This is a genomic window from Thomasclavelia saccharogumia DSM 17460 (assembly GCF_000686665.1).
Taxonomy (GTDB): domain Bacteria; phylum Bacillota_I; class Bacilli_A; order Erysipelotrichales; family Coprobacillaceae; genus Thomasclavelia; species Thomasclavelia saccharogumia.
In genome coordinates this window covers 28,802-51,426 of sequence record NZ_JMLH01000017.1, presented here as the reverse complement: position 1 = coordinate 51,426, position 22,625 = coordinate 28,802, and the positions used below count along the sequence as shown (strand labels likewise).

General features: G+C 31.7%; 19 protein-coding genes and 1 rRNA gene. 3 read left to right on the top strand and 17 right to left on the bottom strand.

Annotated features, from left to right (window positions below; all coding sequences use genetic code 11):
• Positions 1-83, bottom strand: a 16S ribosomal RNA gene (locus BR82_RS0105575); the annotation flags it as partial.
• A 290-nt stretch (positions 84-373) separates the two neighbouring features.
• Positions 374-823: a D-aminoacyl-tRNA deacylase gene (gene dtd / locus BR82_RS0105570; protein WP_027089391.1), complete on the bottom strand. Its 450-nt coding sequence runs from the start codon at positions 821-823 to the stop codon at positions 374-376.
• A gap of 75 nt (positions 824-898) precedes the next feature.
• On the opposite strand from dtd, the gene BR82_RS0105565 reads away from it, so the two are divergent.
• Complete coding sequence (locus BR82_RS0105565) at positions 899-2,167, top strand: replication-associated recombination protein A (RefSeq protein ID WP_027089390.1); 1,269 nt, start codon at positions 899-901, stop codon at positions 2,165-2,167.
• A gap of 183 nt (positions 2,168-2,350) precedes the next feature.
• On the opposite strand, the gene miaA is transcribed toward BR82_RS0105565, so the two are convergent.
• The 10 genes from miaA to rny form a co-directional block, all read right to left on the bottom strand.
• The gene (gene miaA / locus BR82_RS0105560; protein WP_027089389.1) at positions 2,351-3,265 is read right to left on the bottom strand and encodes a tRNA (adenosine(37)-N6)-dimethylallyltransferase MiaA; all 915 of its coding nucleotides are present in this window, start codon (positions 3,263-3,265) and stop codon (positions 2,351-2,353) included.
• Positions 3,265-5,091, bottom strand: a complete 1,827-nt coding sequence (gene mutL, locus BR82_RS0105555) for a DNA mismatch repair endonuclease MutL (RefSeq protein ID WP_027089388.1) — start codon at positions 5,089-5,091, stop codon at positions 3,265-3,267. Before mutL ends, miaA begins: the two co-directional genes overlap by 1 nt.
• A gap of 5 nt (positions 5,092-5,096) precedes the next feature.
• Complete coding sequence (gene mutS / locus BR82_RS0105550) at positions 5,097-7,610, bottom strand: DNA mismatch repair protein MutS (protein WP_027089387.1); 2,514 nt, start codon at positions 7,608-7,610, stop codon at positions 5,097-5,099.
• A 75-nt stretch (positions 7,611-7,685) separates the two neighbouring features.
• Entirely contained in the window at positions 7,686-8,180 is a 495-nt protein-coding gene (gene cotE / locus BR82_RS0105545) for an outer spore coat protein CotE (protein WP_027089386.1), read from the bottom strand.
• 84 nt (positions 8,181-8,264) lie between these two features.
• Entirely contained in the window at positions 8,265-9,779 is a 1,515-nt protein-coding gene (locus BR82_RS0105540) for an IMP dehydrogenase (protein ID WP_027089385.1), read from the bottom strand.
• 75 nt (positions 9,780-9,854) lie between these two features.
• Positions 9,855-10,190 carry a YlbF/YmcA family competence regulator gene (locus tag BR82_RS0105535; RefSeq protein WP_027089384.1) on the bottom strand — a complete coding sequence of 112 codons (336 nt, stop codon included), beginning with the start codon at positions 10,188-10,190 and terminating at the stop codon, positions 9,855-9,857.
• The gene (gene miaB / locus BR82_RS0105530; protein ID WP_027089383.1) at positions 10,174-11,616 is read right to left on the bottom strand and encodes a tRNA (N6-isopentenyl adenosine(37)-C2)-methylthiotransferase MiaB; all 1,443 of its coding nucleotides are present in this window, start codon (positions 11,614-11,616) and stop codon (positions 10,174-10,176) included. Before miaB ends, BR82_RS0105535 begins: the two co-directional genes overlap by 17 nt.
• Positions 11,617-11,794: 178 nt before the next feature.
• The gene (locus BR82_RS0105525; RefSeq protein WP_024721439.1) at positions 11,795-12,055 is read right to left on the bottom strand and encodes a stage V sporulation protein S; all 261 of its coding nucleotides are present in this window, start codon (positions 12,053-12,055) and stop codon (positions 11,795-11,797) included.
• Between the two features lie 46 nt (positions 12,056-12,101).
• Positions 12,102-12,881: a TIGR00282 family metallophosphoesterase gene (locus tag BR82_RS0105520; protein ID WP_027089382.1), complete on the bottom strand. Its 780-nt coding sequence runs from the start codon at positions 12,879-12,881 to the stop codon at positions 12,102-12,104.
• A 44-nt stretch (positions 12,882-12,925) separates the two neighbouring features.
• Entirely contained in the window at positions 12,926-14,482 is a 1,557-nt protein-coding gene (gene rny, locus BR82_RS0105515; RefSeq protein WP_027089381.1) for a ribonuclease Y, read from the bottom strand.
• A 297-nt stretch (positions 14,483-14,779) separates the two neighbouring features.
• Between rny and BR82_RS0105510 the strand changes: the two genes are divergently transcribed.
• Positions 14,780-16,960 carry a DNA topoisomerase III gene (locus BR82_RS0105510; protein ID WP_027089380.1) on the top strand — a complete coding sequence of 727 codons (2,181 nt, stop codon included), beginning with the start codon at positions 14,780-14,782 and terminating at the stop codon, positions 16,958-16,960.
• An 82-nt stretch (positions 16,961-17,042) separates the two neighbouring features.
• Here BR82_RS0105510 and recA read toward each other — a convergent pair whose 3' ends face one another.
• The 5 genes from recA to fucO all read right to left on the bottom strand — a co-directional run bounded on the left by recA (position 17,043) and on the right by fucO (position 21,550).
• Positions 17,043-18,062 carry a recombinase RecA gene (gene recA, locus BR82_RS0105505; protein ID WP_027089379.1) on the bottom strand — a complete coding sequence of 340 codons (1,020 nt, stop codon included), beginning with the start codon at positions 18,060-18,062 and terminating at the stop codon, positions 17,043-17,045.
• A gap of 37 nt (positions 18,063-18,099) precedes the next feature.
• On the bottom strand, positions 18,100-18,558 hold the full coding sequence (locus BR82_RS0105500; protein WP_027089378.1) for a CinA family protein: 459 nt from the start codon (positions 18,556-18,558) through the stop codon (positions 18,100-18,102).
• A complete protein-coding gene (gene pgsA, locus BR82_RS0105495; RefSeq protein ID WP_027089377.1) occupies positions 18,558-19,151 on the bottom strand; it encodes a CDP-diacylglycerol--glycerol-3-phosphate 3-phosphatidyltransferase in 594 nt (197 codons plus the stop codon). Before pgsA ends, BR82_RS0105500 begins: the two co-directional genes overlap by 1 nt.
• Entirely contained in the window at positions 19,151-20,155 is a 1,005-nt protein-coding gene (locus BR82_RS0105490; protein ID WP_027089376.1) for a helix-turn-helix domain-containing protein, read from the bottom strand. The genes pgsA and BR82_RS0105490 overlap by 1 nt, the downstream gene beginning before the upstream one ends.
• Before the next feature lie 249 nt (positions 20,156-20,404).
• Positions 20,405-21,550: a lactaldehyde reductase gene (gene fucO, locus BR82_RS0105485; protein WP_027089375.1), complete on the bottom strand. Its 1,146-nt coding sequence runs from the start codon at positions 21,548-21,550 to the stop codon at positions 20,405-20,407.
• A gap of 434 nt (positions 21,551-21,984) precedes the next feature.
• Between fucO and BR82_RS0105480 the strand changes: the two genes are divergently transcribed.
• Entirely contained in the window at positions 21,985-22,620 is a 636-nt protein-coding gene (locus BR82_RS0105480; RefSeq protein ID WP_034864211.1) for a TetR/AcrR family transcriptional regulator, read from the top strand.
• The last annotated feature ends 5 nt before the right edge of the window (positions 22,621-22,625 follow it).

Here is a 22,625-nt window from a genome sequence, read left to right as displayed (position 1 = left end):
GGACATTACTGCCCGCGTTCGACTTGCATGTATTAGGCACGCCGCCAGCGTTCATCCTGAGCCAGGATCAAACTCTCCATTGTCTCTTTATCTTTACAATCTTTCGTTTGTTTAGCTCTTCTTTTTCTCTTCTTTGACGTGTGTTTCTTAATTCTGTTTAGTTTTCAATGATCTCTCCGGCTCCTTTCGCCGACTTACTCATCTTACACTCTTTTCTCTTTTTAGTCAATCTTTTTTTTGACTTTTTTTCTCCTCTTTCGGGCTTCTCTCACCCTTCTCTTGAGTGCTTCCTTAATTTACCATATCTCTCCCTCTTTGTAAATACCTTTTTCGCCTTTTTTTTACTTTTTTTAACGATGAACTAGGTTCATCATTAAAAAATCTCTTTACTATCTAAAATAATCGTGACCGGACCATCATTTATTAGCGATACTTCCATCATTGCTCCAAAAACTCCTCGTTCTACATTAACTCCTTTTTTTTCTAGCACTTCATTAAAATAATCATATAAAGGACTTGATACATTTGGCTTAGCTGCATCTATAAAACTTGGTCTTCGTCCTTTTTTACAATTTGCATATAAAGTAAATTGTGAAATCGACAAAATGCTGCCATTTACATCTAATAATGATAAATTCAATTTATCGTTTTCATCTTCAAAAATTCTTAAATTCACCAATTTATCAACCATTTTTTCAACTAGCATCTTATCATCACCATTTGTAATTCCTACTAAAACCATGTAGCCTTTTCCAATTTTTCCAACTATCTTACCATCGATTTTAACACTACTTTGACTAACTTTTTGAATAACTAATCTCATTTAAATCACCTATCTTTCAATATCTAAAAATGTTATAATTATTATAACTGATTTTAAAAACGAAAGGAAGTTAATATGTTATCTACACTTGCAAATAAAATGCGACCTAAGAAATTATCTGATATCATTGGTCAACAACACTTAATTGGTCCCAAAGCTATTTTAACTAAATTTGTAACTAAAAATCATCCTTTTTCAATTATTTTATATGGTAATCCCGGCTGTGGTAAGACAACTATTGCTATGGCTTTAGCTAATGATCTTAACATACCATATCGAATCTTTAATGCTTCAACGGGAAATAAAAAGGAAATGGATGCCATTATTGAAGAAGCTAAGTTAAGTAATGGCCTTTTTGTTATTATTGATGAGGTTCATCGTTTAAACAAAGCTCGCCAAGATGACCTTCTTTCTCATATGGAAAGTGGTTTATTAATAATAGCTGGATGTACGACCGCTAACCCTTTTCACTCAATTAATCCAGCAATTCGCTCACGTTGTCATATTCTTGAAGTCAAACCATTGACAACTGCAGAAATTATCGATGGTTTAAATAAAGCTATGACATCACCTGATGGATTAAATAACGAATATACAATTGAAGATGAAGCTTTATATAGTATCGCTAAATTGAGCAGCGGGGATATTAGATATGGTTATAACTGTTTAGAAATTTGTACTATTGTCTGTGAGAATCATCATATCACCTTAGGTGATTTAAAAACTGCTGTTATTAAAACTAATGTCATCTATGATAAAGACGAAGATAATTATTATGATACTTTAAGCGGTCTACAAAAATCAATTCGTGGCAGTGATCCCAATGGAGCAATGTATTATTTTGCAAAACTAATCGAATCTAATGACATTGAATCATTAGAAAGGCGTTTGATTACAACTGCCTATGAAGATATTGGTTTAGCTAATCCTAATGCCTGTATGCGAACTGTTATTGCGTTACAAGCTGCTAAAACGATTGGCTTTCCTGAAGCAAGAATTCCAATTGCCAGTGCAATTATTGATCTTTGTTTATCACCTAAATCTAAATCAAGTGAAAATGCCATCGATAGAGCTATGGCATCTTTAAATGAACACTCATTTAAAACACCTGATTACTTACGCTTAACTCCTGTCGGTTTAGCAGATGATGAAAAATATGATTATGATCGTCCTGAGTTATGGGAATATATTCAATATCTTCCTCAAGAACTAGGTAATATGCAATTTTATATTCCCTGGATGACAAGTAATTATGAAAAAGCATTAGCAGAAAATTATCGACGAATCTTAAAACATGGACGCACTAGTAATATAAAAAAATTAAACCAGAAAAAAAATAAATAATTTTTTATTAATTCTTAATAAAATCATCAACATAAACAAACTCATATCATATCAGTTTTCAATCCTTCTATTATCTTTTAAAAACATAGAAAACGCTAGAATTATATTTAAATAAATAGATTATTAAATAAAAAACATCAAAGATACAAATTAGATTTCTCTTGATGTTTTTTCTATTTATTATTAACTAGTTTTCAAATCATCAATTACCATATTAATTGTTTCATCAAAATCATTTAAATTAACATTAAACCATTTTACAGGTAATTGATTATTAAACCATGTATATTGTCTTTTAGCATAATTTCGAGAATTCTTTTTAATCAACTCTAGAGTTTCTTCAAGACTTTGATTTCCTTGAAAATATGCAAACCATTCTTTATAACCAATCGCTTTCATACTCTGAAGAGAAGAAGAATAATTTTTTTTCATCAATTTTTCAATTTCTTGATATAAACCTTGTTCCATCATCAAATCCACCCTTTGATTGATTCGCTCATATAATACATCTCGTTCTAAAGTAAGACCAATAAATCTAGCATCATAAATCAATTCATGATTTTGTTTAGCTAAAGTCTCGCTTTTTTTCACTCCGGTACTTTCATATATTGCAATTGCCCGAAGTACCCGCTGGCGATTATTAGGATGTAATTCTTTAGCACTAACTTCATCAATTTTAAGTAATAAATCATATAATTGCTCATTAGTATGATCCTGATATTTATTTATATACTCTTGATGATCCATTTGGCTTTCACCAAATTCATAATCATAAAGAGCTGCTTTTATATACAGTCCTGTTCCTCCAACAATAATCGGCAATTTGCCACGACTGCTGATTTCTTTGATCTTTAGCCTAACTTCATCTTGAAAATCCTTAACGCTATAACTTTCCGTAGGCTCTTTAATATCAATCAAATGATGTTTAATGCCTTCCATTTCATCAACGGTTACTTTTGCCGTTCCAATATCCATCGTTTTATAAATCTGCATTGAATCACCACTAATCACTTCACCATTAAAATATTTAGCAAGCGCTACCCCCATTTTTGTTTTACCAACCCCTGTTGGTCCAACTATTACGATTACTTTTTCCATTATCCTACCCGCTTAAATAATTTTTCAATTTCATATGTAGAATAGTAAATGATCGTTGGTCTGCCATGGGGACAAACATAGGGATTATCACAACGCATTAAATTATCAATTATATTTTGCATTCCTTCGTTTGATAAATGGGTATTGGCTTTTAATGATGCTTTACAACTTAATGTTGCAATTGCATGATCTTGTAATTTAACTACGTCAACTTTATTATCATTTAATAATTGCGTTACCATATCTTCGATAAATACATGCTCATCAATATTTTGCATCCATAACGGTAACTGTTTGATCACATAACTGCCACTACCAAAAACCTCTAAATTAATTCCTAACTGTGCTAACATTTCTTTTCTTTCTTCAATAATCAAAAATTCACTTAAAGGATATTCTAAAGTAATCGGTACTAACAAATCACGCATCGATAAATCAAGATTTTGATATTTTTCTAAATAATATTCATAATTGATCCGTTCTTGAGCTGCATGTTGATCAACAATATACATTCCCGTTTCATCTTCACAAATAATATAAGTTCCATGAATCTGACCTTTGACAAACAATTTCTTTTTCATCAGTTTCTCTCTTGGTTCGACTTTGGTTTCAATTATTTGTTGATCAGGGATAATATAGTCATCTTTATTTTCGGCAACTATTTTTAAATCTTCTTTACTGTCGTTAAAAACTTGTTCTTGATAAACTGTTTTTTTTGAACTTTCAACATTAGTTCTTTCAGTATTTATAGATGGATCATTTTCATAGCTTAGATCAAGTTCTACCTGTGTTAAATCAGGAACAAATTTTGGTTTGTTTAACACTGGAGCTTCATATGTCAAATTTATTTTAGCTAGCGCATCACTAATTCCCTGGTATACTAACTCTTTAAGTTTCATCTCTTTAGAAAAACGGACTTCCAATTTAGATGGGTGAACATTGACATCGACTAAAAAAGGATCAATTTCAATATTAACGATTGCAATAGGAAAACGTTTATCAGCAAGATAGCGTCGATAAGCATTATTAATACTGTCTACTGTGATTTTATTTTTAACGATTCGGGAATTGACCATTGTCACGATATGATTTTTACTGGCACGATTAATATCTATCTTTGATATATAACCGGTAACATGAAATTCATCATCTTCAAAATCAACTGCAATCATATTTTTCGCCACATTTAGTCCATATACATTAGAAATAACTTCTAATAAATTACCATTACCATTAGTTTTATAAATCATTCTTCCATTATGCACTAATGAAAAGGCAATTTGGGGATGCGAAAGTGATAAGCGCTCTAAATATGTTTGAATATTAGCAAATTCAGCATTGATCGACTTAACATACTTTAACCGAGCGGGAACATTTTGAAATAATTTTTTTACTTTAATATTAGTTCCTTTTTTACAATCACTATCCTCACATTTAATATATTTACCATATTGATAATTTACTGTCGTTCCTTTTTCACCAATACTAGTTTTTAATTCAAAGTTACTAATTGACGCAATTGAAGGAATTGCTTCACCACGAAAGCCTAAAGTTTGAATACAAAACAAATCCTGATCATCTTTGATTTTACTTGTCGCATGACGACTAAAACATAATAAAGCATCTTCTTTGATCATTCCCTCACCATTATCAATGACCTGAATCAAATTCAGACCGCCTTCTTCAATAATAACATCTATTTTACTACTATTTGCATCAATGCTATTTTCAACTAATTCTTTTACAACATTGGCAGGTCGTTCAATTACCTCACCCGCTGCAATCTTATTGGCTAAAACATCATCAAGCTGTCTAATTTTTTGCAAACATATCACCTGCTTTCATTTAATTTCTTTAATTCTATCAATGTTGATAAAGCATCCAAAGGCGACAATGTCATTGGATCAATACCATCAAGATATTTTTCTACAACACTTGTTGAAACCACTGGTACTTCTTTTAAGGTTTCATCACTTAAATGATGTTCAATATTATTTTCTTCCAATGCTTCTAATAAAACATTGGCACGATTTAAGATAACATCTGGTAATTTTGCTAGTTTTGCAACATTGATTCCATATGATTTATTTGAGCGTCCTGGCTTGATGCGATATAAAAATACTAAATCATCATTTTTTATCGAAGCACTTGCATGAACATTTTTGATTCCGAGATCTTTTTCTTCTAAAAATGTTAATTCATGATAATGAGTCGAAAATAAAGTAATACATTTGATTGAACTAGCAATATATTCAATCATTGCCTGGGCAATAGCCATACCATCAAAAGTTGCTGTCCCACGTCCAATTTCATCGAAAATAATCAATGAATTTTCCGTTGCATAGCGTAAAGCATTATTAGCTTCGAGCATTTCTACCATAAATGTCGACTGACCCGAAATCAAATCATCACTAGCTCCGATACGCGTAAAAATTTGATCAAAAATCGGGATATTAGCCTCGCTGCATGGTACAAAACAACCAATCTGTGCCATTAAAGCAATTAATGCAATTTGGCGCATATAAGTTGATTTACCACCCATATTAGGACCTGTAATCAATAAAACCGGATGATCATGATCGATTTCAACATCATTAGATACATAAGTTCCTTGAGCCATTACTCTTTCAATAACGCCATGACGCCCATCAACGACTTTGAAAATCTTCTCTTGATTAAATATTGGCCGAACATAGCTATTTTCACTTGAAATCACAGCCATTGATTGGTAAACATCGACTTTAGCAACGACTTTTGCCACATCTTGAAGTATATGAACATCTTTTTTGATGTAATCTCTGATTTGTGTAAACAAGACATATTCAAGCTTGACCATTTTATCTTGGGCGCTTAATAGTTTTGATTCCATTTCTTTTAATTCAGGGGTCACAAATCGCTCTGCATTGGCTAAACTTTGTTTACGAGTATAGTTAAACTCATCTTTTATTAATGATAAATAACTTTTTGTTACTTCAATATAGTAGCCAAAAACCCGGTTATACCCAATTTTTAATCCCTTGATTCCCGTTTTATCACGCTCTTTTTGTTCAAAGTTTGCTAGCCACTGCTTCCCATGATCACGAATATATCTTAATTCATCTAATTCTTCATTAAAACCATCTTTAATGATCCCACCTTCTTTTACTGTTAAAGGTGGATTGTCAACGATAGCATTATCAATTAGTTCTGTTATATGCTTTAAATCAACTAGTTTGTTAGCTAATTCATCAAGTAATGGTTCATCTAAAGAAACTAATTGGGCTTTTAATTCCGGTAAAACCTTTAAAGAACTGCTGATCCATTTTAAATCTCGAGCATTTATATTGCCAAAAGCAATTCGTGAAGACAGCCTTTCAAGATCATAAATATCTTTCAAAATTTCTTTAACACTTTCTCTTTGAATAAAGTATTTAGTAAAAATTTCGACTATATCTAAACGTTCTTCGATTTGTGCTTGATTAATTAGGGGTCGTTCGATCCACTGTTTCAACAATCTTGAACCCATTGCTGTTTTTGTCTGATCTAACAGCCAATATAAACTTCCATATTTATCATTATTTTTAGTATTGATCGTTAACTCTAAAGCTTTTTTGGTATACATATCCATTGTTAAAAAATCATCATTATTGATTTCTTCAATTACCTGAAGATGCTCTAATTCCCTTTTTTGGGTATCTAATAAATAATTTAATAATAAAGATGCTGTTTTTATCTGTTTTAAATCTTTGATCTTACTAAATATCTTATCGTATTTTTCGTTATACTTATCATTATCAAATGGCGATAATAAAATATCATCAAATTCATAACTTTGATTAGACAAACAAACTATCTCTTTAACCGCCATTGACTGCAGTTGATTTAATAAAAGTTTTTCTTTTTTATCAATATTAACAACACTAAATTCGCCGGTAGAGATATCACAAAAAGCTAATGTATAATTAAAATCAAATTCTTCTAATGCTGCAATATAATTATTTCTATTATTTGTCAATGATTCATCAAATATTGTCCCTGGTGTAATAATTTGAACTACACCACGTTCAACGATTCCTTTTTTACCTGGTTCCGTTAATTGTTCAACGATTGCAACTCGGTGACCATTATCAACTAACTTTTGAATATAACTGGCAGCTGAATGATATGGTACGCCACACATTGGCACTCTTTCCGCCACACCGGCATTCTTGCCCGTCAATGCTATTTCCAGCTCTTTAGAAACAAGAATAGCATCATCAAAAAACATTTCATAAAAATCGCCTAGTCTAAACATTACGATTGAATCTTGATTTTCTTCTTTTATCGATAAATACTGCATCATCATTGGACTATATTTAGGTTTCATATACTAACTCCACTTCTAAAAAATTACTATCACATTATAACACAACTCTTTACAAAAGAAAAAAGGCTTACGCCTTCATTTAATAAAATTTTCATCAACAGTAATATTATCAATTTCATCCCATGACTCTTTTTCATTCTTTGTTTCTACTTTCATTGTTGTTTTACCAATCACACTTAAAGAAATTTCTTTTTCAATTTCAATCAAAACCGATTCATCAGTTTTATTTACACTGATACATTTTGGTTCGCGATTGCAAACAACCATTAATTCATCATTCTCATTAAAGTCTCGACTCTCTTTTTTAACTAGATCCAATTCATTCATATAACTTACTGTCTGTTTTAAAACGTTGCTGTCATCATTATAACTATACCATAAATGGACATCGAAAGTTCCTAAAACGATCGGCTGTCCTTTTTTAAAGGTAGCATTATAGCGATGATTTGCAATCCAGCACCCAAGAATTTTGTCATAATTTTCAATTACAAATGGATATTTATTAAGAGTTCTTTTTTTCCCTTTAGCAATAACTGCCTGGGTAATAATTTCACGAATATTATTTGCCATGTTCTCACCTATTTTAATATATGCAAGAATCTAAAAAAATGTCCAAAAAACTCAATAATAAAAGAAGATACTTGACTGTATCTTCTAATTTTGATGTCCATTTCCTGATGATGAGTCTTTCAAAACAACATCATGTGCACCACCTTCAACAATACTAGTTGAAGATACAAGTGTAATTTTAGCCTTTTTCTGTAACTCAGAAATAGTTAAAGCCCCACAATTACACATTGTTGATTTGATTTTACTTAAGGTTAATCCCACATTATCTTTTAAGCTACCAGCATATGGTACATATGAATCAACACCTTCTTCAAATGAAAGTTTTGCATCACCACCCATATCATAACGCTGCCAGTTACGAGCTCGAGCCGAACCTTCACCCCAGTATTCTTTCATATACTGACCATTGATACTTACCTTATTAGTTGGTGATTCATCGAATCTTGAAAAATATCTACCTAACATAATAAAATCTGATCCCATTGCTAATGCTAGTGTCATATGATAATCGTGAACGATTCCACCATCAGAACAAATTGGCACATAAACTCCAGTTTCTTCAAAATATTCATCACGAGCTTTAGCTACTTCAATCGTTGCTGTTGCCTGACCACGTCCAATTCCTTTTTGTTCACGAGTGATACAGATAGATCCACCACCAATACCAACTTTAACAAAATCAGCCCCAGCTTCAGCTAAGAATCTAAATCCTTCAGCATCAACGACATTTCCAGCACCGACTTTAACATTATCACCATAATGTTCTCTGATCCAGTCAATTGTAATTTTTTGCCATTCTGTAAATCCCTCAGATGAATCAATACATAATACGTCTACACCCGCTTCTATTAAAGCAGGTACTCGTTCAGCATAGTCACGAGTATTGATTCCCGCTCCAACAACATAGCGTTTTGAATCATCTAATAACTCATTTGGATTAGATTTTCTTGTTTCATAGTCTTTTCTAAAAACAAAATATGCTAATTTTTGATCGTCATCAATAATTGGTAAAGCATTAAGCTTGTTATCCCAAATAAGATCATTTGCTTCTTTTAAAGTAATTCCCGTATGACCACAGATCAATTTATCAAACGGTGTCATAAATTCAGTAACTTTTGTATTTAATCCAGTTCTTGAAACACGGTAATCTCTACCCGTTACGATTCCTAATAATTTACCATTAGCACTACCATCTTCTGTTACCGCCATCGTTGAATGCCCAGTTTTTTCTTTTAAAGCAATAACATCAGCCAATGTATCACTAATACTTAGATTAGAATCACTTGGTACAAAACCTGCTTTATAAGTTTTTGCGCGCTTAACCATAGCTGCTTGATCTTCGATCGTTTGTGATCCATAAATAAATGATACCCCACCTTCTCTTGCAAGGGCTACTGCCATTTTATCATCAGATACTGCCTGCATTACTGCTGAAACTAAAGGAATATTTAATGATAATGCTGGTTCTTCACCTTTTTTAAATTTAACTAAAGGGGTTTTTAAACTAACGTTTTTAGTTTGACACTCTGTAGATGAATATCCTGGTACTAAAAGATATTCGTTAAATGTATGCGATGGTTCATCAAAAAAATATGCCATTTTGCGTCTCCTTTTCTTCATTTTTTCTGTTTGATTTTCATAAATTATAAATAGGATCAACAGTTAAGTCAACCCTTATTTTAATAATTGTCCATTTATGTAACTATTTATAAATTGTAAAATCTCATTTACTTCTTCTTTTAAATAAAGATAATTAACAACTATCGGATTATTTTCAAACTCAGCCTTTAACTTTTGATATTCATCAATCGTTTTTACAACTGTTTCATCCTGATCAGCTTTTTGATTAACGATTTTTTTTTGATAAGCTTTTATTTTTAATTCTAATTCTTTGATTTCATTATCTTGATCGATCAACCGTTCATATTTTTGATATTCTTTGATCACTTCAAGATTTAGTAAATAATCATTTAACTCTTTAGCATAGTCAAAACTATTCAATTGCTTCACCCTTTAATGCCCATGTTTTAGCTTCAGTAATCCTTACTTTAATGATCTTTCCAATATCTTTTGAATTACCCTTAAAATTAACCAGCTTTTGATGTCTTGTATACCCAGTCAACATTGAATCATCCTTTTTTGAAGTCCCTTCAACTAACACTTCAACAACTTCATTTAAAAACCGCTGATTTTGTTTATACGCTTTTTCATTGACGATCTCATTTAATTTATACAAACGCTGATCTTTTTCTTCACTCGATACATTATCAACCATTTTAGCTGCTGGTGTTCCAGCTCGCGGAGAATAAACAAACGTATAAGCTAAATCATATTCACATTCTTGATATAGTGATAAAGTATCTAAATATTGTTCATGAGTTTCATTTGGAAATCCCACAATAATATCCGTTGTAACTGTGCAATCTGGAATGTATTCTTTAATTTTGTGAAATAACTCAAGATATTGCTCACGACTATAACGACGTCCCATTAATTTTAGCACCTCATTGTTACCTGATTGTACCGGTAAATGAATTGCTGGCATAATATTATCATATTTAGCAATGATTTTGATCATCTCTTCACTAAAATCCCAAGGATGACTTGTCGTAAAACGAATTCTCGGAATTCCTGTTTTAGCTACATCTTCAAGTAAATTTGAAAAGCTATAATCATCACCTAGATCTTTACCATAGCTATTAACATTTTGTCCTAAAAGAGTAATTTCCTGATAACCATCAGCAACTAACCCTTCTACCTCTTTGATAATATCTTTCGCCAAACGTGAACGCTCTTTACCCCGAGTATAAGGGACAATACAGTATGTACAAAACTTATTGCAGCCATACATAATATTTACCCATGCTTTGTATTTTTTTTCACGACGAACTGGAGCATTTTCAATTACATCGCCTTCTTTAGACCAGACTTCAACAACCATTTCCTTACTATAAAGCGCCTCTTTTAGTAATTCTGGTAAACGATGGATATTATGTGTTCCAAAAATCAAATCTACATGAGGATGTTTTTCTAAGATTCGATTGACAACAACTTCTTCTTGCGCCATACAGCCGCACATTGCAAAAATTAAATCCGGATTAGTTTTTTTCAAATTCTTCACATATCCAACTTTACCAAACACTTTTTCTTCAGCATTTTCTCTAATTGCACATGTATTTAAAATAATTACATCAGCCTCTTTGATTTCTGTTGTTGGCTGATATGACATACTTTCTAAAATACCCGATAATGTTTCACTATCTCTTTCATTGGCTTGACAACCATATGTTTGAATATAATATTTTTTTCCAATACCAGCTTTAACCATATCTAAAGGAACATGATAAGCATCATCATATCGCCTTACTTGATCACGACTTCTTCTCTTTGCTTCATTTAATGAAGGTTTTTTAAAATAATTACTATAATCTTTCATTTGTTCACCACTTTTCTAACATATTATATACATAAATCATCAATATTTCCACAAAAAAATAAGGACTGAATGTCCTTATATCTAAAAATCCATTCAGCTAAACTTAAAACCATCTTATAAATATAAAATTTAGGCCTTAATTTAAGCATTATCTCTTATTTTTATCACAGCTAATAAATCACTTTAATTCCAATAACAATCTAATCGCTGTAATTTCCTTATCCTCAACGATCAAATCATGAAATGAAGGAATACAAACAATTTCATTTCCCGTAGGAATAATATATCCCCTAGCAATAGCTACCGCTTTTATCGCTTGATTCAAAGCTGCCGCACCAATAACTTGAATCTGTAATTTAGATTCATTTCTAATCATACTAGCAATAGCCCCAGCAACACTATTAGGGCTAGACGATGATGATACTTTGATTGTTTCCATATTTTTGCCTCCTAATCAACTATATGAAAACACAAAGAAATTATACCTAAATATAAGGATGATCTTGATTAATTAATATTCTTTCGATTTTTACTGGCACATTTCCCTCAAAAGTTAAAATTACCCCTGATAATTGTCCCGTACTTTTCGCTACCACAAAAGGTGATCCAAAACCTCTTAATCTTGTTACAATAGCATCTAAGTCACAGCCAATCGCACTCATATATGGCCCTGTCATCCCTACATCACTAATAAAAGCTAATTTCCCATCAATTATTTTTTCATCAGCTGTCTGCACATGGGTATGAGTACCTAGAACAGCACCATTAACTCGATCTTTAACATAATGAGCAAAAGCTATCTTCTCGCTTGTTGTTTCTCCATGAAAATCAATAATATGAATATCTTGAGATAACCCTAAATAATCATCAATAACTTCAAAAGGATTACCATTCCGATTATCCATAAAAGCTGATCCTAAAACATTGGTCACTCGTACCTTTTTATTTAAAACATTAAATACTCGTGATTTAACTCCCGGTAACACTTTAGGCTGATTGACTGGAACAATCAATTTATCTGCTTCATCAATATAATCATATAATTCTTTTTTATCAAAAGTATGATTTCCCATCGTCATTGCCTGAATTCCTAGAAATTGTAACTCATCATAATGCCTTTTTAACAAGCCTTTTCCATGACTGGTATTTTCAACATTAGCAATAACAAAATCAATCTGATGATCTTTAACTAGCCGATGCAAATAATCAGCTGCCATCTCGCGACCGATTTCACCAAATATATCTCCAATAAATAATATTTTCATTTTCATTCCCTTTCATATAAAAGGATAGGCTTAGCCTATCCTATTTATTTAGCTATTTCACTAGCCCGCACTTCACGAATCACTGTAACTTTGATATGCCCTGGATATGTAAGTTCTTCTTCAATCTTCGTTTTAATATCTCGAGCAATTTTATGTGACATTAAATCATCAACTTTATCCGGTTTGACGACAATTCGAATTTCACGTCCAGCTTGAATTGCAAACACACGATCAACACCATCAAAACTTTTTGCCATCTCTTCAAGTTTTTCTAAACGTTGAATATAATTTTCAATCGTTTCACTGCGACTTCCTGGGCGAGCCGCACTTAAAGTATCAGCAGCAGCTACCAAAATTGAAATAACGCTAGTTGCTGGAACATCACCATGATGTGACTCGATTGCATTTACGACCACTGGATGTTCACCATGTTTTTTAGCATATTTAGCACCTAATTCAACATGGCTTCCCTGCATTTCATGATCAATTGCTTTTCCTAAATCATGCAATAATCCGGCCCGTCGTGCTAATTGCTGGTTCAACCCTAATTCAGCTGCCATGATTCCAGCCAAATGCGCTACTTCTAAAGAATGCTGTAAGGCGTTTTGACCGTAACTAGTACGATATTTAAGTTTTCCTAACATCATCACGATATCTTTATCAATTCTAGAAATACCTAATTCAAATATTGCATCCTCACCAGTTTTTCTAATTACTTCATTTAATTCATTTTTTGTTTTTTGAACAACTTCTTCAATTCTTCCTGGCTGAATTCGTCCATCACGAATCAACGTTTCTAATGATAATCTTGCAATTTCACGACGAACAGGGTCAAAACATGAAATTGTAATCGCTTCCGGAGTATCATCAATAATTAAATCTACTCCCGTAGTTTGTTCGATTGCTTTAATATTCCGGCCTTCGCGTCCAATGATTCTTCCCTTCATCTCTTCACTTGGTAAAGCAACTACCGAAACTGTTCTTTCTACTGTTTCTTCTTGAGCATAACGATTAATTGCATTTGCAATTATATCACGAGAAAGCATACTGGCTTTTGATTTTGCTTCCTCTTCCTGTTCTTTAATATAAGCCGTCATTTCTGTAGCAGTTTGTTGTTCAACTTGTTTGAACAATTCTTGCTTAGCTTCATTTGCTGACATAGCAGCAATTTTCTCTAATTCGCCAACTTTGGCATCAATTTTTTCTTTTAATTCAGCTTCTAGTTTCCCTATTCTGGCTTCTCTTTCGTCTAATTGTACTACTTTTTGCGCTAAAACATATTCTCTTCCCTGAACAGCAATATCTCTTCGATCAATTGTCTGTTCCCTTTGTAAAAGTTTATTTTCAAGTTCATTAATCTCTTGTCTTTGCTGTTTTGCTTCCTTTTCAGCAAGTAGTTTTAACTCATAAGCTTCTGTTTTAGCATCTAAAATTGCTTCTTTAACAAGATTATCTGCTTTAACAGTTGCTTCATCTATAATTTTTGCAGCACTTACGTTTGCTTTAGATATTTTTAGTTTATTAATGAAATAGTCAATAAAAAAACCTAAAGCTACAGCTAGAACATAGGTTAAAATAGAAACGGCATTAATTCCTGACATTATTTGCCCTCCATTTTCTTCTATGTAGTTTATTTTTATGAATATATGCATTCATTGTGCCAAAAAGCACAATAGTATTGTATAATATTTTCACTTTATTTACAATGAAAACTATTTTTACTTAATTTTTTTCTTTAAGTATCCTGAGCAATTTTTTGTTGATTATACGCAGAAATTTTATTAGAATTAAAATATCTTTGATTTTATCAAGCAAAAAAGATAGCGGTATCATTTTAAAATAGTAATGTACATAATACTAGATGATATGATAAAATAATTAAGAAATGAGGTAATAACATGGCAAAAACATTAATTTTGGCCGAAAAACCATCAGTAGGGCGTGATATTGCACGTGTTTTTAATTGCAATAAAAACGTCAACGGCGGTTTGGAAGGTAATAAATATATTGTAACATGGGCTTTAGGACACCTTGTCACTTTAGCCGATCCTGAAAAATATGACAAACATTATCAAAAATGGGATATTAACGATCTACCGATAATTCCTTCAAAAATGCAGCTTGTTGTCATTAAACAAACAACAAAACAGTATAATGCAGTTAAAAATCTAATGAATCGTAATGATGTCAATAGCATCGTTATTGCAACTGATGCTGGAAGAGAAGGAGAATTAGTAGCTCGCTGGATCATCAATAAAGCTCATATAAAAAAACCAATGCAGCGGTTATGGATTTCTTCAGTAACTGATAAAGCTATTAAAGAAGGTTTTAAAAATCTTAAAAATGCTCATGATTATGATGCTTTATATCATAGTGCATATAGTCGCAGCATTGCTGACTGGTTAGTCGGCATCAATGCTACTCGAGCTTTAACTTGCAAATATAATGCCCAATTAGCCTGTGGTCGTGTTCAAACTCCAACCTTGGCTATGATTGCTAAAAGAGAAGAAGAAATCAAGAATTTCGTTCCTCGTAATTTTTACGGCATAAAAGCAGCAACTGGTGATATTAACTGGTCCTGGCACTCAAACAAAAACGAAACATATCTTTTTAATGAAAAAAAGATTGATCAAATAATTAATGATCTTTCTAAACAACCTTTAAAAATCAATGAAATCAATAAAACAACAAAAAAGAAATATGCTCCCCAATTATATGATTTAACCGAATTACAAAGAGACGCTAACAAACTTTATGGCTTTTCAGCTAAAGAAACATTATCGATCATGCAGGATCTCTATGAATACCATAAAGTTTTAACTTACCCTCGAACTGATTCACGTTATTTAACAGATGATATTGTTCCAACTTTAAAAGAGCGTCTTGAAGCTAGTCGGGGTGGGTATTATGATCAAATAATCAACAAAATTTTAGCTAACCCAATAAAAAAGCAAGCTCATTTTGTAAATAACAGCAAAGTTAGTGATCATCACGCTATTATTCCTACAGAACAGCCAGCTATGCTAGGTTCATTTACCGATAAAGAACTAAAAATTTATGAACTAGTTTTAAAACGTTTTTTAGCTGTTTTACTTCCCCCATATCTTTATGAACAAACAGTTATTAAAGCTTCTATCAATCAAGAAAAATTTATTGCTCGAGGGAAAATCGAAAAACAGATCGGCTGGAAAGAAGTTTATGGTCAAATCGAAGATGAAGATAATGACGAACAATCATTACCATCATTAAAACCAAATCAAATTTTAACCGTAAATGAGCTTACTAAAACTACTGGTCAAACAACACCACCAGCATATTTTAATGAAGCGACATTATTATCAGCAATGGAAAATCCAACTCAATATACAAACAGCTCCTCAAAACAAATTAATACGACATTAAAAAATACGGGTGGTTTAGGGACTGTTGCAACAAGAGCTGATATCATTGAAAAACTTTTCAATACTTTTTTAATTGAAAAACATGGCAATGATATTAGAGTCACCGGAAAAGGTAAACAGCTATTACAATTAGTACCGCAAGATTTAAAAGAACCTGAGTTAACTGCTAAATGGGAAATGGAACTAGCAAAAATCGCTAAAAACAAGCAGAAATCAAATGTATTTATTAATGAAATCAAAACATATACTCAAGATTTAATTACAGAAATCAGTACTAGTGAAGCTAAGTTCAAACATGACAATCTAACTTCTAAAAAATGCCCTGAATGCGGCGAACTAATGCTTGAAGTAAATGGTAAAAAAGGTAAAATGTTAGTATGTTCAAACCCTGATTGTAAACATCGTGAAACACTTTCAATTATTACTAACGCTAGATGCCCAAACTGTCATAAAAAACTTGAACTAGTTGGTAAAGGTGATAAACAGCTGTTTGTTTGTAAAACATGTGGTTATCGTCAACATATGAACGCCTTTAAAAAAGAACGCGAAAACAAGCAGCAGTCAGCACGTAGAAATGATGTAAAAAAATATTTACAACAACAACAAAAAAGGCAACAAACAAATGTTGAAGATTCACCATTTGCTGCCCTATTAAATCTTAAAAATGAATTAAAATAGTTCTTATCATTTGATAAGAACTATTTTATTAAAGATCATATCTTATAATTTAATAAAAAATTAAGAATTTGATTTTAATCTTTTATGCCTGTTCTAAAGAATCAATAATAGTTTGCGTAATTTCTTCCATGATTTCTGGATGTGTGTTTAAGAAATTTTTAGCATTTTCACGTCCTTGACCGATCTTATCGCCCTTATATGCATACCAGGCACCGCTTTTTTCAACAATATCTTTTTCTACCGCTAAATCTAGTACTTCGCCATCACGTGAAATTCCTTTACCATAGATAATATCTACCTGTGTCGTTTTAAAAGGTGGAGCCACTTTATTTTTCACAACTTTGATATTAGTTTTATTTCCAACGATATCTGTACCCTGTTTGATTGCTTCACCACGACGAATTTCTATTCTAACCGAAGAATAAAATTTCAAAGCTCTACCACCTGTTGTCGTCTCAGGATTACCAAACATAACACCAATTTTTTCTCTTAACTGATTAATAAAAATTATTGTACATTCAGACTTATTTAATTCAGCTGCAATTTTTCTCAATGCTTTAGACATCAAACGTGCCTGTAATCCCATTTGAGCATCACCCATTTCGCCATCTAATTCAACTTGAGGAACTAATGCTGCTACAGAATCTACCACAACTAAATCAATTGCACCAGAACGAACCAATGTTTCCGCAATTTCTAAGCCCTGTTCACCAGAATCCGGCTGTGATAAAATTAATTCATCAATATTAACACCTAAACTTTGTGCATAAACAGGATCGATAGCATGTTCAGCATCAATAAATGCTGCCCGACCTCCTTGTTTTTGACATTCAGCTATAGCATGAAGAGTTAAAGTTGTTTTTCCACTTGATTCAGGCCCATATATTTCGATTATACGCCCTTTAGGATATCCACCGATTCCAAGTGCCAAATCAAGAGTTAAAGATCCTGTAGGAATCACATCAACACTAACAGCAGCACGATCACCTAGTTTCATTACAGAACCTTTTCCATACTTTTTTTCAATTTGTTTAATAGCATCATCTAATGCCTGAGCTTTTTTAGCTTCTTCTTTATTTTCTTTTGTCTTTGCTTCTGCCATTTACTTACCCTCCTACTATTATATACTTTCAAAATTGCTAATTTACTTTAATTTTTTCAATTAATTTTCTAATTACAAAATCAATTGCCTGTTGTTGAATTTCTTCACGGGTCCCTTTTAACTTTAATTCATAAATATTTACACCTTCGTATAAAATACCAATATATACCAGACCAACCGGTTTTTCTTCCATCGCATCTGGTCCAGCATTACCAGTAAAAGACACACATATATCACTATCTAATATTTGTTTTCCATTAATACACATTAAAGAAGCTATTTCTTTACTTACTACACCATATTTTTCGATTACTTCGTGAGATATTCCTAGTAACCTTTCTTTTGTTTTACTTTGATAAGTTACTAAACTTCCTTTATAAACCTTAGAAATGCCAGGAATACTTCCTAGCATTGCAGCAAAATTACCTACTGTAAAACTTTCTACACTAGATATACTAATATTATATTTTATTAACGCTTTAGCTAATTCATCCATCACATTGTCTCCGTAAGCATTTCTTGATTTTTAATAAAATAATCGATTCCACTGATAACTGATATAATTGTCGCTACCCATGCTAAAATTGTAGCAACGTCAATGTTCAATGCAGAAAAAGGAAAATTATTTATTAATAAAAAACTTAAAGCAATCATTTGACTAACTGTTTTTAATTTTCCTAATTTACTAGCTGCAACTACTACTTGTTTACTAGCTGCAGACATTTTAATAGCATCAACTATCGTATCCCGAGATATCATGATTATTGGAATAATAATGTTGATCGTACCATCACTTGCTAATAGTAAAAAAATTGTATTGATTAATAACTTATCAGCAATTGGATCAGCAAATTTACCAAAAGTAGTAATTAATTTATTTTTTCTGGCTATTTGTCCATCAAAATAATCAGTGATTGAAGCAATTATAAAAATAATCAATATAATAATATTTGTTAGGGCAATATCTGTTTGTAAGACATGATAGACAGGAACATTAATTCCTGCCGTATCATAAGGAAACATATATATTAAAATCAATAATGGTACTAACAGCACTCTTGTAATTGTCAATTTATTAGGTAAATTCATTATTTCACCTGCGTTATCTTAAGGGTTTCACTACCCCCGTTATATTCACTTGGATCAATTTCTAATAATTCATCATTGATATAAAAACGATGTCCCATGAAATATCCAATTCTTAAATCTAAATTTTCAAAAGTTCCTGCATCGAATTCTAATTCGACAGTTTGAGGAGCTGCATCTAATGAATTACTTTTATTAGCATCATTATAAATTCCACTCTTGAATCCCTCATACTCTGCCCCATTTACTTTTAATTGACACCATGTACGCCCTACAAATTCAGCCTTAAATTTAATTTTTTCTTCTCCATCAGCTAATTTAAAACTATAATCCAGCTTTCCATTTTTAGTTATTTCCACACCATTAGCTGCAGTTTGTCCATCATCTTTATTATCATCCTTGTTATCTTTGTTATCATTTGTATCATTAGAATCATCTGTATCCTGAGTGCCGCTTTCATTATTTCCCTCAACAGTTGGCGTATTATTCTCTTTAAAGCCATTATCGTCACTTGGTGATTTACTTGCAACGATTGAATACCAAACCACAAAAATAATCGCTACACAAACCAAAACAACCAAAGCATATTTAAAATATCTCATCAAATAGCGATCTTCATAAACTCTTTTATTGGGAACTGGTTTCTTGGGTTTAGCACCCTTCAAATCTTTAAATGTATCACTAACTTTCCCAGAAATAGTTACATTTTTTTTATTTTCTTCATCAGATCGTTTTTTCCTTTTACTTTGATTTATTTGTTCTAATTGTATCTCTTGAGTCAATGCTTCAAACTCAGCATCTAATTCTTTTTCTTCCATTCCTAAATACTTGGCAATTTTTCTCAAATACATCTTTAAATACAATTCATCGCCTTTATATTTATCAAATGCTCCTGATTCTATATCCTTCAAGACAGCTACAGAAATAAATGTTCCTTTAGCTAATTCCTCTAACGTAATTCCTCTAGCTTCACGCTCTCTTTTTACATGTTCGCTAATACTTTCCATGAGCTATCCTCCTTTTTCTATTTAATTAAAAAACCCATAATAAACATCTAAATTATATCATAATTATTATTAATGACAATAACCTAATCACATTTATTTTATGAAAGATTTTTAAAATTTATACATCATCTCTTTAATTCTATTATTCCCTATAAATAATAATATTTTTTTATTAACTTTAAGTTAACAAAAAATATTTTATAAAAAAAAACTGAATAGATTTAAATCTATTCAGCAATATTTTAATTATTATAACAAAGATTCATACAATTTTTTGATTTCTTCTACACTTGTATCTCTTGGATTACCTGGACAGCAGGCATCTGCTAATGCAGATTCACTTAAGAAATCTAAATCTTCAGCTTTTACGATTTCTTTTAAGTCTGCCGGAATTCCAACATCTTGAGATAATTGTTTAACTGCATCTACAGCTGCTTTTCTGTATTCAACTTGAGTCATACCTGTTGTATCTACACCCATTGCTTCAGCAATATCTTTATATTTTTCTCCAGTATATTCTGCGTTATATTCCATAACTGTTGGTAAGATAATTGCATTTGCAACACCATGAGGAGTGTCATATAAAGCTCCAAGTGGGTGAGCCATTGAGTGAACTAATCCTAAACCTACGTTAGAGAATCCCATACCTGCAACATATTGACCTAAAGCCATACCTTCTCTACCTTCTGGAGTATTGTCAACTGCTCCTCTTAATGATTTTGCAATAATTTCAATTGCTTTGATATGGAACATATCTGATAATTCCCAAGCACCTTTAGTAATATAACCTTCAATTGCATGAGTTAATGCGTCCATACCAGTTGCAGCAGTTAAACCTTTAGGCATCGTTGACATCATATCTGGATCAACAAATGCAACAACAGGAATATCATGTACATCTACACATACCATTTTTCTGTTCTTTTCAGCGTCAGTAATAACATAATTTATAGTAACTTCAGCTGCAGTTCCAGCAGTTGAAGGTACTGCAAAGATCGGTGTACAAGGGTTTTTAGTATCTGCAACACCTTCAAGACTTCTTACATCAGCAAAGTCAGGATTTTTATCAATAATACCTACTGCTTTTGCAGTATCCATTGATGATCCTCCACCAATCGCAATAATATAATCAGCATCAGCATCATGTAATGCTTTGACACCATGTTGAACATTTTCAATCGTTGGATTTGGTTTAATATCTGAATAAACTTCATATGCCAATCCTTCTTTATCCAATAAATCTGTTACTTTTTTAGTAACTCCAAATTTAAGTAAATCTGGATCAGAGCAAACTAAAGCTTTTTTAAATCCTCTTGCTTTTGCTTCAGTAGGGATAGCTTCAATTGCACCTTTTCCATGATAACTTGTTTCGTTTAATACAAATCTGTTTGCCATTTTTTATTACATCTCCTTTGTTTTATTATCTATATTTTATCATTCTTGTGAAATAAAAAACAAGTTACAGATATAAGCAAATGTCACATTTTATAAAATGGTTATGTATAACTGTCGCATAGTTCTCATGCAGCTGTTATCAATGGCTATTATTCAGTTATCAATATATTCTTATTCAAGTGTCTTTTTGACCTTTACAATATCCACCCATTTGAATCACTGATTTTTTCATAACTTTATTTCATAATCAAATTCAAGAATAAATCAACGGAGAACTCTTCAAATATCATTTATATTTATTTTTTTTGAATTTGAAAAATCAAACCGTTATAACTACTTTTCATATTATTAACAAAAAGTATTGACAATAATTTTTATCAGTCATAAAATAACAGTGTTAGCTAACACTGTTATTTTTAAGGAGGATCTTTCTAATGGATGAACTGTCAACTCAAGATAAGATTTTAAATTGTGCTTTACAAGAGTTTATGGAAAAAGGCTTTCTTAATGCTTCATTACGTCAAATCGTAAAAAATGCTGGTGTCACAACAGGAGCAATGTATCGCTATTACAATAGTAAAGAAGCCTTGTTTCAAGCACTTGTTGATAAACACGCTGAATATATCTTGAATTTATTTAATACGACGATTGATCAGTTTGAAAAAATGCCAGCTGATCATCAAACCGATATGATGTATGAAACGTCTTCAGATTGTATTCAAAAAATGCTTGATTATATTTATGAGCATCTTGATGCTTTTCATTTGATCTTAGAACATTCTGAAGGAACTCCCTATGCCAATTTTATTCATCAATTGGTAGAAAGAGAAGTTGATTCAACGTACAAATATTTAGAAACACTTCAAAAGGCTGGCTATCATGTCAAACACATCAATAAAAATCTTATTCATATTATCGCAAGTGGATTATTTTCAGCGATGTTTGAAACTGTTATTCATGATATGCCTAAAGAGGAAGCCAATGAATATGTCATACAGTTAAGACGATTTTATTCGGCAGGATGGTCTGAATTATTTGATTTAGATTTTTTAAAAACAAAGCAAAAATAGTATTG